Origin of the sequence: Pseudoalteromonas sp. McH1-42, from assembly GCF_022347845.1 — a bacterium.
Lineage (GTDB): Bacteria > Pseudomonadota > Gammaproteobacteria > Enterobacterales > Alteromonadaceae > Pseudoalteromonas > Pseudoalteromonas rubra_D.
On the sequence record NZ_JAKRFU010000014.1, the window covers coordinates 1 to 16,762 of the forward strand.

Annotated in this window: 15 protein-coding genes and 1 tRNA gene; 8 read left to right on the top strand and 8 right to left on the bottom strand. The window is 48.0% G+C overall.

All coding sequences use genetic code 11. From position 1 onward, the window contains the following. Positions 1-233: 233 nt before the first annotated feature. Positions 234-1,163, bottom strand: a complete 930-nt coding sequence (locus tag MHN31_RS13870; protein WP_125559167.1) for a porin — start codon at positions 1,161-1,163, stop codon at positions 234-236. 142 nt (positions 1,164-1,305) lie between these two features. Further along, positions 1,306-2,154: a LysR family transcriptional regulator gene (locus MHN31_RS13875; RefSeq protein ID WP_125559165.1), complete on the bottom strand. Its 849-nt coding sequence runs from the start codon at positions 2,152-2,154 to the stop codon at positions 1,306-1,308. Between the two features lie 86 nt (positions 2,155-2,240). On the opposite strand from MHN31_RS13875, the gene MHN31_RS13880 reads away from it, so the two are divergent. Next, on the top strand, positions 2,241-2,618 hold the full coding sequence (locus tag MHN31_RS13880) for a DUF413 domain-containing protein (RefSeq protein ID WP_058796367.1): 378 nt from the start codon (positions 2,241-2,243) through the stop codon (positions 2,616-2,618). A 42-nt stretch (positions 2,619-2,660) separates the two neighbouring features. Here MHN31_RS13880 and rarD read toward each other — a convergent pair whose 3' ends face one another. Next, positions 2,661-3,566: an EamA family transporter RarD gene (gene rarD / locus MHN31_RS13885; RefSeq protein ID WP_125559161.1), complete on the bottom strand. Its 906-nt coding sequence runs from the start codon at positions 3,564-3,566 to the stop codon at positions 2,661-2,663. A gap of 149 nt (positions 3,567-3,715) precedes the next feature. Here rarD and recQ point away from each other — a divergent pair, with 149 nt between their 5' ends. The 5 genes from recQ to MHN31_RS13910 all read left to right on the top strand — a co-directional run bounded on the left by recQ (position 3,716) and on the right by MHN31_RS13910 (position 9,742). Next, positions 3,716-5,530: a DNA helicase RecQ gene (gene recQ / locus MHN31_RS13890; protein WP_138538496.1), complete on the top strand. Its 1,815-nt coding sequence runs from the start codon at positions 3,716-3,718 to the stop codon at positions 5,528-5,530. 24 nt (positions 5,531-5,554) lie between these two features. After that, the gene (locus tag MHN31_RS13895) at positions 5,555-5,857 is read left to right on the top strand and encodes a DUF3630 family protein (protein ID WP_239444527.1); all 303 of its coding nucleotides are present in this window, start codon (positions 5,555-5,557) and stop codon (positions 5,855-5,857) included. A gap of 74 nt (positions 5,858-5,931) precedes the next feature. Continuing rightward, entirely contained in the window at positions 5,932-7,701 is a 1,770-nt protein-coding gene (locus MHN31_RS13900; protein WP_239444528.1) for a ShlB/FhaC/HecB family hemolysin secretion/activation protein, read from the top strand. A gap of 57 nt (positions 7,702-7,758) precedes the next feature. Beyond that, positions 7,759-8,325: a mechanosensitive ion channel domain-containing protein gene (locus MHN31_RS13905; protein ID WP_125559155.1), complete on the top strand. Its 567-nt coding sequence runs from the start codon at positions 7,759-7,761 to the stop codon at positions 8,323-8,325. A 79-nt stretch (positions 8,326-8,404) separates the two neighbouring features. Then, positions 8,405-9,742 carry a tetratricopeptide repeat protein gene (locus MHN31_RS13910; protein ID WP_239444529.1) on the top strand — a complete coding sequence of 446 codons (1,338 nt, stop codon included), beginning with the start codon at positions 8,405-8,407 and terminating at the stop codon, positions 9,740-9,742. Here the strand turns inward: MHN31_RS13910 and MHN31_RS13915 are convergent. Next, positions 9,739-10,338, bottom strand: a complete 600-nt coding sequence (locus MHN31_RS13915; protein WP_138538498.1) for a DUF6151 family protein — start codon at positions 10,336-10,338, stop codon at positions 9,739-9,741. The two genes, MHN31_RS13910 and MHN31_RS13915, sit on opposite strands and share 4 nt — an antisense overlap. A gap of 148 nt (positions 10,339-10,486) precedes the next feature. Between MHN31_RS13915 and yeiP the strand changes: the two genes are divergently transcribed. Beyond that, positions 10,487-11,059 carry an elongation factor P-like protein YeiP gene (gene yeiP / locus MHN31_RS13920; RefSeq protein WP_125559149.1) on the top strand — a complete coding sequence of 191 codons (573 nt, stop codon included), beginning with the start codon at positions 10,487-10,489 and terminating at the stop codon, positions 11,057-11,059. Positions 11,060-11,248: 189 nt separating this feature from the next. Next, positions 11,249-13,912 carry an ATP-binding protein gene (locus MHN31_RS13925; protein WP_239444530.1) on the top strand — a complete coding sequence of 888 codons (2,664 nt, stop codon included), beginning with the start codon at positions 11,249-11,251 and terminating at the stop codon, positions 13,910-13,912. Positions 13,913-13,951: 39 nt separating this feature from the next. Here the strand turns inward: MHN31_RS13925 and rimI are convergent, their stop codons facing one another. The 4 genes from rimI to guaA all read right to left on the bottom strand — a co-directional run bounded on the left by rimI (position 13,952) and on the right by guaA (position 16,640). Beyond that, entirely contained in the window at positions 13,952-14,425 is a 474-nt protein-coding gene (gene rimI, locus MHN31_RS13930; protein WP_239444564.1) for a ribosomal protein S18-alanine N-acetyltransferase, read from the bottom strand. After that, positions 14,422-14,733, bottom strand: a complete 312-nt coding sequence (locus tag MHN31_RS13935) for a hypothetical protein (protein WP_239444531.1) — start codon at positions 14,731-14,733, stop codon at positions 14,422-14,424. The genes rimI and MHN31_RS13935 overlap by 4 nt, the downstream gene beginning before the upstream one ends. 107 nt (positions 14,734-14,840) lie before the next feature. Continuing rightward, positions 14,841-14,917 (bottom strand) — tRNA-Trp (locus tag MHN31_RS13940). Between the two features lie 148 nt (positions 14,918-15,065). Then, on the bottom strand, positions 15,066-16,640 hold the full coding sequence (gene guaA / locus MHN31_RS13945; protein WP_010383432.1) for a glutamine-hydrolyzing GMP synthase: 1,575 nt from the start codon (positions 16,638-16,640) through the stop codon (positions 15,066-15,068). Positions 16,641-16,762 lie beyond the last annotated feature (122 nt).

The window sequence follows — 16,762 nt, forward strand, 5'->3', positions numbered from 1 at the left end:
GCGTTGTGCCCCGTGTCGGTGGATGCGCATTATAGGGAAATCGAAACCCAGCGCAACCCCTTTTTTGAAGAAAAGTGAGAAAAACAGTGCGTTCGGACATTAATTGCACTAAACGCGCATTTTTTGACATTAAACACACAAAATCAGCTCACTTTCAGGTACACATTACGCAAAAAGGCCAGTCAGAGTATTCTGACTGGCCTTTTTTGTATGTTCTATTAGATGCGATATGCTTAGAACTTATATTCGATACCGGCACCCAGGTAATCTTCTTCTACACCATTGTCTTCGTCAACACTTGAGTAGAATGCGTAAAGTTTTGCTGCTTTGCTTAGCTTGTGGTCAATACCAACAGAGATACCATCTACTTTATCGCCTTTATCAAAGTCGATAACCTGATATTGTAGCTTTAGGGTATTCGCACCGAAACCATATGCCGCGTTTACCATGTAACCGTCAGCTTCATCAGACCCATCAACTTTCTCTTGCATCTGATACATTGCGCCCAGTTTGAAGTCTGCTACTTTACCTTGTACTGAAAAACGTACTGCGTCGTAGCCTTTTACTTCACTATCTGTTGCAACTGCAGCGTAGAAGTTAGTCTTTTTCAGTTTAGCATCACCATAAGTCAGGGCTGCTGAGAAACCGTTTTCACCCTCAGTGCTATCTTCTGCAATAAAGGTACCTAGCACTTTGAAGCCATTGAAGCTGGCCGACTTATAAGAAATAGAGTCGCCCAGACGGTTTTCACCTTTAAACAGATTCTTAATATCTGCCTCAAGGTCGTTGAACAGGTCCAGCTTGCCTTGTGACTGTTTGAATGCCGTGTCATTGCGACCAATAACAACTTCACCGAAACCGCCTTTCAGGCCCACATACTGGTTACGCGCTGTAATGTTGTCATCATCGCCTTTAGAGTCCGCATCAGATACATCAACCTGAAACTCCAATTTGTAGATAACTTCCAGGCCAGAGTCCAGCTTTTCTGACCCCTTGAAACCAAAGCGTGATGCATTGCTCTTCACTTCTGTGAATGAACCTTCACCTTCATCTGAACTTTGGACAGACAAATTCGCTTTACCATATACATCAACATCAGCGTAAGCGCTCGCAGACAAAGCACCGAAAATAGAAACAAATAATGCTGATTTGGATAATTTCATGTGTATTTCCTCAAGTATCGCAACACGTAATTTTTTAGACAGGCGCAGTCTGCCAGTGATACGTGACAGAAATATTACACTTAAAATAAAAGTGACATTTAACTGTCAGTCAATCATCATAAATAATTCAACAATCTGTAACCTAATCAGGTAGAGACGCCAAAAGACTGGCAATTGTCTCAATTTGTTCTATCTGTTCATTATCCTTGTGATAAGCAACATAGATTTCCCGTGCATTTTGCTCCACTGATTCTATATGAAATAGCTGCTTCTTCTCTATCGGCTCAACGGCCAGTGCACGGGGTATAAATGCTGAGCCACCACACTGCATGATCAAATCCAGTGCGATACGACCCGTACTGGTTCTGAAATAAGGCGGTGTACTGCCGTTAAACTGTTTCGCATGCCACAATGAAAAAGCCGTTCCCCAGTCTACGTAAACATATTGCTTATCAAAAAAGTCTTCACTGGTGGTTTGCACCATTGTACTGACCGGGATGATAGCCAGATGCTTAATTTGCTTAACGACCAGTTCATCCACTTTAGGTGGGTCAAATAGCACCGCAATATCGAGCGTTCGCTCCAATAATAAACGAGTACTCTCCTGCTGCGCTTTGACCTCAGCCACCAGCGATACTCCAGGCATCGCCGCCACAATGTGGTTAATCCCAAACTGTAAAAAGGCGTCCCAAATATTTGGCGTGCCGGCCAGTGACACTTGTTTATGCATATTATTGGCAAGTGCGACATCAACCTTGGCACGCTGCATCCCGGTGAGGATCATATTGGCATGAGGTAACAAACGTTCGCCCGGCGCAGTCAGTTGAATATTATTACGCTGACGTATGAACAAATTAACGCCAAGGCTTTGTTCTAACTGGCGGATCCGAAAGCTGACAGCAGATTGAGTAATATATAAATTTTCCGCTGCGCGACCAAAATGACGCGTCTTAACAACTTCGACAAATGTTTTTAATAGATCTAGGTCCACATACCCCCCTTACGATAAAAAAAACTCGTTTAAATATTTGTTCTCTATGGTCCATACTCCTGCCAAACAATGCTGAGGATTTCACCATGAATCAAAATTTAGCGACCTTGAAAGAAGCTTTTGTTACATCTAAACATTTCTATGATGATCTTAACTTTCCTCGAGGGTTTTCTCGCAGCGGACACTTCACTTTGCAGGAGTCTGATGTACTGGAAAACCATGGTGCACTACTAAAGAGCTTATACACCAAAGCTAGCCAGCCACAAAATGAATTTCAACGACAATTTGTCGACGTCATGGAGGGACGACAAACACCAGGCAATGTGATGGAAAAAACCTGGACGAAATACCTGAAACTCACAACCTGCAAAACCAAGTTTCATACTTTGTTTGGCCGCTCTAAGGTAGAGACAAATAAAGAAGAAGTCGAAGCTGTTGCCGTGGAGGCAGACGACGAAATGTAATACATTACAGGGGGACTGACAGGTTCAGTCCCCCCAACATAATTACGCAGCCGCGAGACGGCGCTGCGCTTTACCCGAACGGTAAGAATCAAAACTGAACAGTGCCAGGGCAGACCAGATAAAGGCGAACGTTAACACCCGCTCAGCACTAAATACTTCACCATAGAACACCACAGCCAGAACGAACATCAAACTTGGTCCAATATATTGAAAGAAACCCAAAGTCGAATAGGGAATACGTTTTGCGGCAGCGGTGAAACACAGTAAAGGTAATGTCGTTACAACCCCTGCGCTAATCAATAACACATTAGTGACCCAGTCATTCACCATCATATTGCTGGTTTCACTGGGTGTTAACCACCACCAGTAACCAAGTGCAATGGGCAGCAGAATAACGGCTTCAATCAACAGGCCAGGCAAAGACTCTACCGCCATGGTCTTACGCAATAACCCATAAATCGCAAATGACCCGGCTAAAGAGAAGGCAATCACCGGAAACGAGCCAAAGCTGACCAATTGCAGCACCACCCCGACAACGGCCAGCGCAACCGCAAACTGCTGGCGAGGCCGCAAGCGCTCTTGTAAAAACAACATACCCAACAACACATTGAGTAAAGGGTTAATATAGTAGCCCAAACTTGCATCCAACATATGCCCATTATTCACTGACCAGATGAATAAGCCCCAGTTAAATCCCAGCAATAAGGCCGTAACCGTCAACATGAGCATGAGTTTTGGCTGACGCAGCACGGCAACTACTTTGTCCCAGTTGAGTTTTATGGCGATGATCAAGGCAATAAAGAGTACCGACCAGACCACACGATGGATAAGAATTTCAAGCGCATCCACTTGATCCAGCGATTTAAAATAGATGGGAGCCAATCCCCACATCAAAAATGCTAAAACGGCAAAGATATACCCCTGCTTCGTTTCACTACTCGTTCCCATTCATTTCTCCCAAGCACAACATAATTGGTCTTCTGATTGTTCCCACAGATGCCAAGCGCGCAGTATACCGTAATCTGTACCTGCCCGTATGATTTTCCTGTGATCAAAAACAAAAGACTTCTGCTGCAAAACCCACTAAAATGCGCTCGATGGAAAATCTTGCAACTCACTCAATCGACACACCGCACGGCGTACTGAAAGAAGTTTTTGGCTACAGTGACTTTCGTGACGGGCAACTCGACGTCATTCAGGCCTGCCTGGACGGGCGCGACAGCTTAGTACTGCTACCAACCGGTGGCGGCAAATCTTTATGCTATCAGGTACCCGCGTTACTTTTGCCAGGCACCTGCGTCGTGGTCTCTCCGCTGATCTCTTTGATGCAAGACCAGGTTGCACAGTTACAAGCTCTGGGTATCTCAGCAGAGTTTATCAATAACAGCCTCGACCGGGCTCAGCAGCAAGCCATCTACCAGCGCCTGCATCAGGGTGAAATAAAACTCTTGTATGTGGCGCCGGAAAAAATACTGCAAAGCGAATTTATTGAGCGCCTGAGTCACCTCCAACTAGGCTTATTCGCCATCGATGAAGCGCACTGCGTATCACACTGGGGGCATGATTTCAGACCGCACTACTGTCGACTGCATGAATTAAAGCACCGCTTTGCCTCAATCCCTATGATGGCGCTTACCGCGACAGCCGATTTGGCAACCCGCAGTGACATTGTCACCCAACTCGGTTTACAGGCGCCTTTTATTCATACGGGCAGCTTCGACAGACCGAATATTCGTTACACCATCGAAGAGAAGTTCAAACCATTATCTCAGTTGATGCGCTATCTGCGCACGCAAAAAGGGCAAAGCGGCATTGTTTATTGCTCCAGCCGTAAACGTGTTGATGACATCGCCGAAAAACTGGTTGAAGCCGGCTTTAATGCAGCTGCTTACCATGCGGGGATGAGCAATGAGCAACGCCAGTTTGTACAAAATGCCTTTGCTCGTGATGACATTCAGATTGTGGTTGCAACGGTGGCTTTCGGCATGGGGATCAATAAGTCGAACGTGCGGTATGTACTGCACTATGACATTCCCAAGAGTATCGAAGCGTATTACCAGGAAACAGGCCGTGCCGGCCGCGATGGCCTGGCAGCAGAAGCCATCATGTACTTCGACCCCGCAGACATTGGTCGGGTCAAACGGTTTTTTGAAGACATTGAGGATGAGCACAGGCGCAGAGTCGAAGAGCAACGATTTAGCTCAATGGCCAGTTTTGCCTCGGCACAAACCTGCCGACGCCAGATCCTGCTTAATTATTTCAGCGAATATCAACGCGAACCATGCGGCAACTGTGACATCTGTCTGAACCCGCCAAAACGATTTGACGGCACTTTGGTTGCCCAACAAGCCTTGTCCTGTATCTATCGGGCAGAGCAGCGCTTTGGGCTTGGCTATATTGTGGACGTGTTACGCGGCGCCAATACCGCACGGATCCGGGACAACCAACACCACACCCTGAGCACCTATGGCATTGGCAAAGAGCACAGCAACGAGTACTGGCTGAGTATTCTGCGACAACTCATACATCATGGCCTGGTTGCCCAAGACATTACTCAGGGTGCCGCATTGCGCCTGACCGAAGGGGCTCGCTCAGTACTGCGAGGAGAATATGCCCTACAACTGGCCCAGCCACGGCTTGAAGCGAAGCATGTTTATCAAGATAAACTGGCGCAGTTCAATTATGATAAAAAGCTCTTTGCTAAATTGCGCAGCCTGCGTAAAGAGCTGGCCGATCAGGATGACGTACCACCTTATGTGGTATTCAGTGATAAAACCCTGGCGGAAATGGCACAACTAACGCCGACCAATGATAGCGAATTCTTGAAAGTCTCTGGGGTTGGCTTCACCAAGCTCAGCAAATACGGCGCACCTTTTATGCAGCTGATCCGCAATTACCTCGACACAGATTAACCTAACCGTTTAAGTGGAGTCACAGTGACAACGCGTATCGATCACTTACCAGATCAAAACCACATTCTTGTCATCCCCAGCTCGCTGCCTGATGCAGATGAGTTTGAGTTTTGGGGACACATTTTCTTGCACCTGGATGGCCTTGCCTTGCTGGAATTTCATCAGGGTGCTGACCGCCACCAGTGGCGCTTCAATTATGCAGGGCACCCATACAACCTCAATTTTGAGCACTATAGTGAGAGTATCTGGATCGCGCCGGAAGGCCTTGGTGCCACTGAACATTTGCCGAACCTGGTAACATTATTACGGTTAAATTTACAACAATAATATAGACTTAGTTGAGCAGCTATGGCTAACATAGGCCATAATTAAAAGTACGTTAATTAACGACAGGCTGTTCTATGGGTTGGGTTGTTCGCACGTCAATACTAGCAGTACTCACATCAGTGGTAACCACGTCAGTGCAAGTTGCTGCCAGTACGTCATCAAGTGCTTCTGCGCATTGCAGTAACAACCGCCCCACTACGCCTGAGGATGATAACCTCCACCGCCAGTTAGATAGCACCGACACCTTACCAGCTTTACTCAATGCCTCTGTGGTTAGCATTGAGCTCAGACAACTGAATGTCTTTGATACCTCTTTGCCGGAGGAAGATAACGCCGTGTTTCGTTTTGCAAATCGGGCGCACGTCAAAACGAAACCTGAGGTGATCCGCAATTTATTGCTGTTTAGCCAAGGGGGCAAATATGACCCCAAACTGCTTCGGGAGTCAGAACGACTTTTACGCCAGCAGCCCTATATCTATGATGCCAGGATCTTTGCCGAACAAACCTGTGAGGGTGAAGTGGCTGTTACAGTCATTACACGCGACCTCTGGACCTTGCTACCCGATATCAGTTTCAGCCGCAGCGGCGGCGATAATTCAAGTCGTCTCGGCTTTCGTGAATCCAACTTGCTGGGCTACGGTAAACGCCTGTCACTGACACATATTTCCGACCCGGACCGCAGTGGCTATTTATTTGTTTACGATGATCCCCAAATTTTGTCGAGCCGTTACCGGGGGCGCCTTGAATACGCGGACAACGATGATGGAAAAGTGCATTATGTCGGCGTTGAATACCCATTTTTTTCAATCTCCACGCCTTATAGTTACGGTATCAGTAACTTAAGTAACCGTCGGGTTGAGTCATTCTACAATCTGGGTGAAGAAATCTCGGAGTATCAACAGCTCAGTGAGATATCCAACTTCTACATTGGCCGCGCCTTTGCACTCGACAACGACTGGACGCGTCGGCTGTTACTTGGATATCAGGATGAAAAGCAAGAATTTGCTCGCCTACGCGGTACCACTTTACCCATTGCTGAAAACCGGACACTACGCTACCCCTATATTCAGGCACAGTGGTTCGAAGATGCCTATATTAAAGTCCGTAACTTTGACTCAATCTATCGCACTGAGGATTTAAATTTAGGCTGGAATATCAATGCCCAGCTTGGCTATTCAGACAGTGGGCTCAGTGATGATGACAGCCGTTGGGTGATGGCCTTCAATGCCAATAAAGCTCATTTCACCTCTGCAGATAGCTTGCTCCGCTTCGCCTTCAATTTACATGGTTACTGGAACAAACGTCAGGATCAGGCTGAAAACCTGCTGCTCAGCTCACGACTGCAATATTATCTCAATACCAGCATACGCCAGTCCTGGTATGCCCAGCTTGAAATTCAGTATGGTAAACACCTCAGTGCCGATAAACAGATCACGCTTGGCGGAGAAACCGGTTTGCGAGGTTATCCCAGCAATTACCTGCAAGGCAACCGGCGGATCCTGCTTAACCTTGAGAAGCGTTATTACTGGGAATATGATTTGCTGCACCTGTTTAAAGTAGGTGGTGCTGCCTACTTTGATATTGGCCGCGTTGATGGCCGCCCGATACCACCACCATTGCCTGGCAGTCTTGACGAGCCGAACACGTTAACGGATCTGCAGCAACATGCGCTAACACATCAAATTCAGGGTCAGTTTCTAAAAAACATCGGTATTGGACTGCGGCTTGCTCCCAGTCGGGCCAACTCGGGACTGGTGCTGCATCTGGATGTCGCAGCGCCCCTTGATGGCCCGGACAACATCGACTCAGTACAGTGGTTATTTACCGTTAAAAACCGCTTTTAAACAGCTAAATTTCCCTGATATCATCGCGCATTATTGATATTTAAATAGGTCTGCCACGTGCCTGAAGCAATTACGTCATTCCTGCTCACTGAGTACAAACTGATTGTCACACTGCTGTTCGTTTTCCTGTTTCCTTTGTTGCTCAAACTGGCTATCAAAATACTCCATCGTATCACCCGGGGTAAAATCGACCTGCACAGACAACAAAGAGCTGAGTTACTGCTCAAAGGGCTGGTTGGAACGGTGTTGTTATGCCTGTTGCTGGTGTTCTGGGGGATCGAGTTGCGTGGTTTATTAGTGCTGGGCTCCTCCTTATTTGCCATGCTCGGTGTTGCCTTGTTTGCCGCCTGGTCTTTGCTCAGCAACCTGACTGCTTTTTTAATCATGTTTGTGCAAAATGACTTTCGCCTGGGCAACTGGGTCAGGGTTATAGATGGTGCCAACGCCATCGAAGGCTGTATTGTCGAAATGGGGCTGATGAATGTGGTGTTACGTCATGTCGATGGGCATAAAGTGGTCTACCCCAACAACCTGTTCGTTACTCGTCCGGTCTGGGTATTAACCGAAGCGCCGGCCAAACCGAAAAACATCACTGAGCGAAGGGTACTAGGCCCTAAAAAATAACCAAACCTGTCGAGTGTCATACAAAAGTGACATGACGCATGATATACGAAGATATCTTAAAGTGAACAAGGAAGGACCGATGAAGACACCCAAATTGTGTGCCGTTATGATTGCGGGCGTGCTGCTACTGTCAGGCTGTAAAAGCCTGGTTGAAAAAGGAGACACATTGTATGAGGCCGGCATGTATGATCAATCCGCCGAGTTCTACGAACAAGCCCTCGCCGAGGATCCTCAGGATGTAGAGGCACGTCAGCGGCTTACTCTGGCACGCAATAAAATCATCGACCGTGGACTCATTGACGTGCGCATGTTACGCCTGTCTGGCAATCATACCGGCGCGGCACTCAAGCTAGAAGCCTTACTACGTAACCAGGTAAGCTGGCACATAGAGCCTATCGGGCCCATGGCAGAAACCCAAAATGAAGAGCTGCGATATGCCACCAGCTGGCTCAAGCAAGAGGCTTTGTCACTGTCCCGCTCAGCCTTCCCGGATCCATTTCGATACTTCGAAATGCGTTATGCCTTTTTAATTGCCAATGCCAGACTGGGCAACGCCTTTGCTCAGTATCAGGAGCAATTAAAGATCAATGCCAAGCGTCAGTGTGAAAAACTCAGTACATCGCAGAGCAAAGATCGTCTGTTCTTACAGCGCTTTTATCGCAAATATTGTCAAGCCTGGAGTATCGCCAGCCGCCCCACACAACGAGTGACTGCCCGGGCTTTATATTCCGAGATCCGCATCGTGCCAAAACTCACTGTGCAACTGCACGACACGAGCACACAAAAACAACGCCTTCAGACTGTCTTATCTCAGCTAAATGACGCTTTTAAGGACAGTCTATGGTACCACCCGCAAGGTGAGGGGACCTTCACGCTTAACGTCCATGCCACTTTCAAACACAGCCGCAATACCAAGCTGGTGAACAGACAGAAGCACTACACGCTGGAACAAGCACAGCCCAACCCGAGTGAGCCAGGTTCTTTTATTGATGTTGAAGTAGCAAAAATCTACCAGTACCCTGTCACTGAATTCACAGAGCATTATAGTCTGGATATGATGTATCTGGGCCGTCTGGGTAGGCAACAGATTGAGCATAAAGTGGACGATAGCCAGGTGCATCACACACAAAGCCATTATGCGGACTTCCCCGATTTGGATCTGGAACCACAACAAGCGCAATTTCTGGATGTTAGCACGCATTTAACCAAACAGCTCACTGAGCTACACACTCAGTTTGTTGCAGACCTGGATCGCGTGTGGCTGCAAACCTACTGCGAAGATCAACTCGGTTCAGCCGATGGCGAATATGTACTGCGCTGTGCCAAACTGGCGCCACAACATGATTACGTCAATAACTGGTTTAATCAGCACTTTGGATTAAGTTACCAGGCGATGTCGAGTCTCTACTCGCTTTAGCCTTTATCTGCAGAACATGAATAAAGCTGCTGTGGCGGTGCCAGCGGTGCGCCATTGACAAAAAATACCGAAGGTGAGTTTTTGCCACACAGCTTCCAGGCCAGCAACTTAGTGATCAAACGCAGCACCATCACCTTTTGTGAGCGTGCGCCTTTGAGTTCATCTGGTAAACGGCCCAGCGCGCCACGGCAATAGACACTCCCCGAAGTCGGACCCACTAAAGTCTCGAGCGGCTCGCGCACAAAGCTATGTATGATCCCCACCATGGGCCAGAAGGGGCTAAAACAGTTGCCAACCGGGGTATGACAGCATTGGGTGTACCAACGATAGACGCCTCCCCTGGTCAGCTGTAGGCAGGCCAGCTGATCATGTCCTGTTAAAATACTGACGTGCGCCGGTGGCACCTGATAAATATCCGTTCCGCCAAAGTCGTTGAGAGAGTCGGTCTGTGCCAAATGATGCAGATACGCGCGACAATCCTGACAATAGCAGGTCAGACGATTCCCTTGCCAGTGCGGGTGCGCAGCGATGCGCCCGGTAACCTGACCACACTGGCAACCCAGTTTAAACCCTTCAACCATCATACCTGCTCTCACCTTTCTCTCCTCATCTAGCTTCCCTGTTCAAGCCAGCTTCACCTGTCGGGCCTGTATTGTAGAATAAACCGATTGGGAACACAGCACTTGGCGAGATCCCGACTTCATGCTAACTTCTCGCTCAGTTTAGACTAACAGGAAGCCTTTTATGCCTAAAGCCAGTGAAATAAAGAAACACGCCGCGATTGATTATAATGGTCGCGTAATGATCGTCCGAGATATTGAGCGCTCTGTACCGCAAGGTCGTGCTGGCGGCAGTTTATACCGTATGCGTATGTACGATGTCGTCAATGGCGGTAAAGTCGATGAAACCTTTAAAGCCGAAGAAATGCTACAACTGGCCGATTTAACGCGTCGCCCGGCAATGCTTTCTTACATTGATGGTGACGAATATGTATTCATGGATGACGAGGACTATACTCCTTATCACATCCACAAAGACTCGATTGCTGAACAGGTCCTGTTCATCAATGAAGAAACCAAAGGCCTGCTGATCGTTGTTGTAGAAGGCACCCCGGTATCATTAGATCTGCCTTCAAGCGTTGAGCTGGTAATCGAAGAAACCGCCCCCTCTATCAAAGGCGCATCGGCCAGTGCCCGTACTAAGCCAGCCACATTAACAACAGGCTTAGTAGTTCAGGTACCTGAGCATATTTCCAGCGGTGATAAAATTAAAATCAACACTGCAGAATCAAAGTTTATGAGCCGCGCAGACAGTTAAGTCTGCGGTGCCCGCCATACCCAGGTGGGCACTCTATTAGCGTGTTCAAAGTTCAACCAATTTATGAGATACCATAGCCGTTTTGCGCAAAAATCGGTAATATAACCCACAATAACACTCTTAATCGGACACGTTTGTGGTCATACTGGGGTGCATCAGCACCAAGTTGATAGATGGAATTATACACGGATGAAAACAAGTAAGCTGAGTATCAGGCTATTATGGTATATCACTCCTTTGGTGATATTGCCGCTGCTACTGCTCGGCGGCTTTACGCTGACCAACGTCACCAGCTCTACCCAAAAGCAGGCAAAACTCATTGTCAGTCGCTTTGTTGAACAACAACAACAAAAAATGTTCAACTACATGGAAATCTATCAATCCACCACTAAATTGTTGTCGACCTCTCCGGTGCTCAGTGATTTTTTAAGCCTGCCAGAAAAAGAAGCTCAGGAAAAAACACAACGTCTGGGTGCACTCATGGATGTGTTCGCCAGTTACAGCGAAGCCTATCCCGATATCATTAGCATCAATCTGGTCAATGAGCACGGCCAGAGTCATGCCTTTTATGCCAGTAACCTGAACCGGGCACCTCAGTCCTATCCCTTTTTTGCCCAGGTCCGGCAAAGTAACTTACGTCAGCAACAGTTTATGCAAGCATCGCATAATGGCGGTACACAACTGTATTTTGTGCAGCAGATTTATGGGGTAGATTTCAATCTAAACCGGCCTCAACGCGAAGGCTACATTATTGTTCAGGTCGCGCCGTCAATCATCAGCAGTAGTATTCTGGAAGCCCCCTATGACAATACACTGAACCTGTTGGTGTCAGCTTCAGGCGAAGTCTTATTTAGCTCCGACAGTCATTTTAATCAAAGCTTTCTGAGCGCCGAGGAAATGGCACACATCAATGGTCTGGCAGATAAAGGTAAACTGGACTCTCTGGTGCTACCATCCATTGATAACCTAAGGCGCATGACCTATAGCGCGCAGCTCAGTGGCGGTTACTATTATATCTCAACCATTCCTAAAACAATTTTATATCAGTCAGGCAAAGCGATCAGCCTGACCACCGCCCTGATTGTTATCCTGTCGGTCATTACACTTCCCATTTTGATCTTTATTGTGGTGAGAAACTTGCTCCTGACTCCTATTGAGCTGCTCGGGGAAGCCAGCCATCGCGTCGGGGATGGCGATTTATCGGTTGCGCTACCCGCCCATGACGATGACGAAGTTGGCATTTTGTTTGATGACTTTAACCATATGATCAAACAGATCCGGGATTTCCAGGGGGAGCTGGAAGACTACAAACTGCACCTGGAAGAAAAAGTAGAAAACCGTACCCGGGCACTGGAAGAAATGAACCGACAGTTAGAGGTCGCGATTGCCGAAGCCGAACAGGCCAGCCAGCTAAAAAGCCGTTTCCTGGCCAATATGAGTCACGAGATCCGCACACCGCTGACTGCCATTATGGGCTTTACCGAACAGATACTCCATTATCCAAATGCCACTAACTCTGCGCTACACCTGGATACCATTTTGCGCAATTCCAGGCACTTACTGGAATTAATCAATAACATTCTGGACTTGTCTAAGATTGAGGCCGAGAAATTAGCTGTTGAACAAGACCCCATTGAATTGCTTCATTTGCTGAAGGATGTGGAGTCTATTATTGCTCCTATGGCAGAGCAAAAGCAGCTGGAATTCACCGTACACTATGCCCTACCCCTGCCTCAGCAGCTCTTCAGTGATGAAACCCGCCTCAAACAGATCCTGCTTAACATCGCAACGAATGCGGTTAAGTTTACTGAAACAGGCAGTATCCAGATCAGTGCCCGTTATCGTTCAGACACAGCCCGATTTGAATTTGAAGTCAAAGACAGTGGCATCGGGATGTCACAAGGCGAGATGTCCCGTGTATTTAAACCCTTTGAGCAAGCTGATTCCACCACCACCCGACGATTCGGTGGCACAGGCCTGGGGTTGTGTATCTCAAAAAATCTGGCGCAGCTGTTAGGCGGAGATGTCAGTGTAGAAAGTGCTCAGGGGGTCGGCAGTTGCTTTATTATTAGCGTTGCGGCCAATCACCCGACGCAAGATTTTGCCTGGATTGAGGAAGAAGACCAGCTGGCACACGATCATGTGGTATCAGCCCAGCAACTGGACCAAACTCAGCTGGAAGCCGAAATTCTGCTTGCCGAGGATAACCCGGATAACCAGGAGCTGCTTACCTTACTCCTCGGTGCCTGGGGGCTTAAACCAGATATTGCCAGCAATGGCGCACAAGCCGTGGAGATGGCACTGGTTAACGATTACGATTTGATCCTGATGGACATGCAAATGCCAGTCATGGGCGGTCTGGAAGCCACTGAAATGCTACGCCATGCCGCGTATGATGGCCCTATCATTGCACTGACAGCCAATGTTATGAAACATGACATTGATACCTACCTGGCAGCCGGGTGTGATGCAACACTCGCCAAACCCATTGACCGTGAAAAGCTCGGTGCTGTCCTGCTTAACTACTTACAGCTGGAAGAGGATAAAAACTCCCAGTGGAATTCACTTTTAAAAAGTGAAAAGTACTTACAGATCAGTCGCAACTACGTCGAAAAACTGCCCGACCAACTCATTCAACTGGAACAGCTATTTGGGGATCAGGAATGGGAATCACTCAGAGCCTTGGCGCACAGTCTCAAAGGCAGCGCCGGGTGCTTTGGCTTTACCAACATCCACAGTGCCGCCGGCGATTTGGAAACCAGCCTGCGCGAAGACAACCCAACCAAGTGGGAATATGCCATGCTGACGCTTACACAGGCTATCAGGTATACGTTGGAACAGGAACACGCCTGACTCTGACGAGTCAGTTTTGCACGCATAGGGTTAATGAACTCAGTGGCCCATGAGCTCAGGGTCAAACAGCACTTTCCCCATCAACAACGCATCCTCTTTACCATCCGCGCTAGGATAGTAGTTTTTACGCACGCCCATCTCCGTAAATCCAGCCTTGTGATATAGGCCAATGGCTGCTTCATTGCCGACGCGCACTTCCAAAAAGATATTTTCGGCGCGGTCTTGCTCACAGCGTGACATGAAATGTGCCAACAACTGACTGGCGAGGCCCTGCCCCTGACAAGCAGGCGTGATACAGATGTCCATCAAGGTGAAATCCGGACCAGCCCGCTCACCCACATAAAAGCCAACCAGTTGCTCACCCTGATACAAGGCGGCATTGAAGTAACGACCGTTCAAACATGACTGCATGGTCTTGCTGGTCCAAGGGTGTGTATGACAGGCCTGCTCAATATCCATAACCTGTTGCAATGGCAGGGCAGCGAGATGATCAGGCCTGATAGAAATGGTCATGATTGCCCACTCCAGATCTGCTGCCACAATGCCCGCTTTTGCGTCGCACTCAGCTGCATCTCCGGTATAACCAAGTGAGCCTGCTGTGCGTGACACGTCCAGCTGATGGTATCGCCTGCAACGACAGTGAGTTCGCTGGCATTGGCCGCTGCACAGATATCCTGTTGCAACTGCGCACTTAGCGTCACGGCAACATCAGCTTGTTCCGCTGGCTGAGACACAGACGCACCAGGCTGTGGGTTAGGATCAAAAGCAGATTTGAGTTTAAGTGGCATAACACCAAGTAACTGAGCTTGAGTTGCATGCATGCAAAAACACCGGAAAAATTAAATGCTGAGGATTCTAGAATATGCGTGCAACGACTGCAATCTGAATTGTGTTAAATACGGGAATTACTAAGAAATAAAGAAGGAAGTGGCAGGGGCGGCAGGACTCGAACCCGCAACCATCGGTTTTGGAGACCGCTGTTCTACCAATTGGAACTACGCCCCTGCAATGTCGACGCATTATAATGAGCTAATTGAAAAGGTAAAGAAAAAAAATCAACTTTCTGATTGTTTGCTGTTTTTATCATCAAAAAGGGCAGATGGTTACCCGTTCCGCCCTTTTATTAACCTAATTCAGCTGATATAACTGATGTTTATTCCCACTCAATCGTCGCAGGTGGTTTACCTGAGATATCATAAACTACGCGAGAAATACCGTCGATCTCGTTGATGATACGGTTTGACACCTGACCCAGGAACTCATACGGCAGGTGTGACCAACGCGCCGTCATAAAGTCGATGGTTTCTACACAACGCAGTGAGACAACCCAATCGTACTTACGCGCATCTCCCATTACGCCCACTGAGCGCACCGGAAGGAACACAGTGAAAGCCTGAGACACTTTGTGGTACAGGTCAGCTTTATGCAACTCTTCAATGAAGATAGCATCAGCACGACGTAGCAGGTCGCAGTATTCTTTCTTGATCTCGCCCAGTACACGTACACCCAGACCTGGACCCGGGAACGGGTGGCGATATAGCATGTCATACGGCAAGCCCAGCTCCAGGCCAATCTTACGTACTTCATCTTTAAACAGCTCACGTAGCGGCTCCACCAGGCCCAGCTCCATGTCTTCCGGCAAGCCACCTACATTGTGGTGAGACTTAATCACATGTGCTTTACCTGTGGCTGATGCCGCAGATTCGATCACGTCCGGGTAGATGGTGCCCTGTGCCAGCCATTTTGCGTTAACACGTTTGCCGGCTTCTTCGTCGAATACTTCAATGAAAGTATGGCCAATCGCCTTACGCTTGTCTTCCGGATCATCAATGCCTTTCAGTGCATCCAGGAAACGATCTTCAGCATCCACCTTAACGATGTTCAGACCAAATTTATCACCGAACATGTCCATTACCTGCTGGCCTTCATTCAAACGTAGCAGGCCATTATCAACGAATACACATGTCAGCTTATCGCCAATCGCGCGGTTGATCAGCATGGCCACCACAGATGAATCAACACCCCCTGACAGACCCAGGATCACTTCATCGTCACCCACTTGCTCTTTGATACGAGCAACCGCATCTTCAATAATCTGGCTCGGCGTCCACAGCTTTTCACAGCCACAGATATCCGTTGCAAAACGCTCAAGCAGGCGCAGACCCTGTTGCGTGTGTGTTACTTCCGGGTGGAACTGCACACCATAGAAACGCTTTTCTTCCCAAGACATAGCAGCGTGCGGGCATGTATCTGTTTTTGCAGAAGTAATGAACTGCTCAGGGATCTCGATGACTTTGTCACCATGGCTCATCCATACGTCCAGTTTACCAATACCGTCTTCGATGTGATCTTCAATCGCTTCGAACAAGGCACAGTTACCGACTTTTTCAACTTTCGCGTAACCAAACTCTTTCTTATCTGAGCTGTGTACCTTACCACCCAGCTGTGACGCCATGGTTTGCATGCCGTAACAGATCCCAAGCACAGGCACACCTGCGTTGAACACATATTCTGGAGCGCGTGGGCTGCCTTCTAAAGTCGTTGACTCCGGACCACCTGACAGAATAATCCCCTGCGGATTAAATTCGCGGATCTGCTCCTCGGTTACATCCCAGGCCCATAGCTCACAGTAAACGCCGATCTCACGGATGCGGCGGGCGATCAATTGAGTGTATTGAGAACCAAAATCTAAGATCAAAATACGGGAATCATGGATGTCTTTGCTCATTGATAATCTCGTTTGTTAGGAAGCGATAAAACTAGTAAAGCATAAGAAAAATACTTTACCTAAATGGCCGGGCAAGTTTGCCTGCCCAACGCATTGTATTTGATTATTTGTATCCGCCAGAT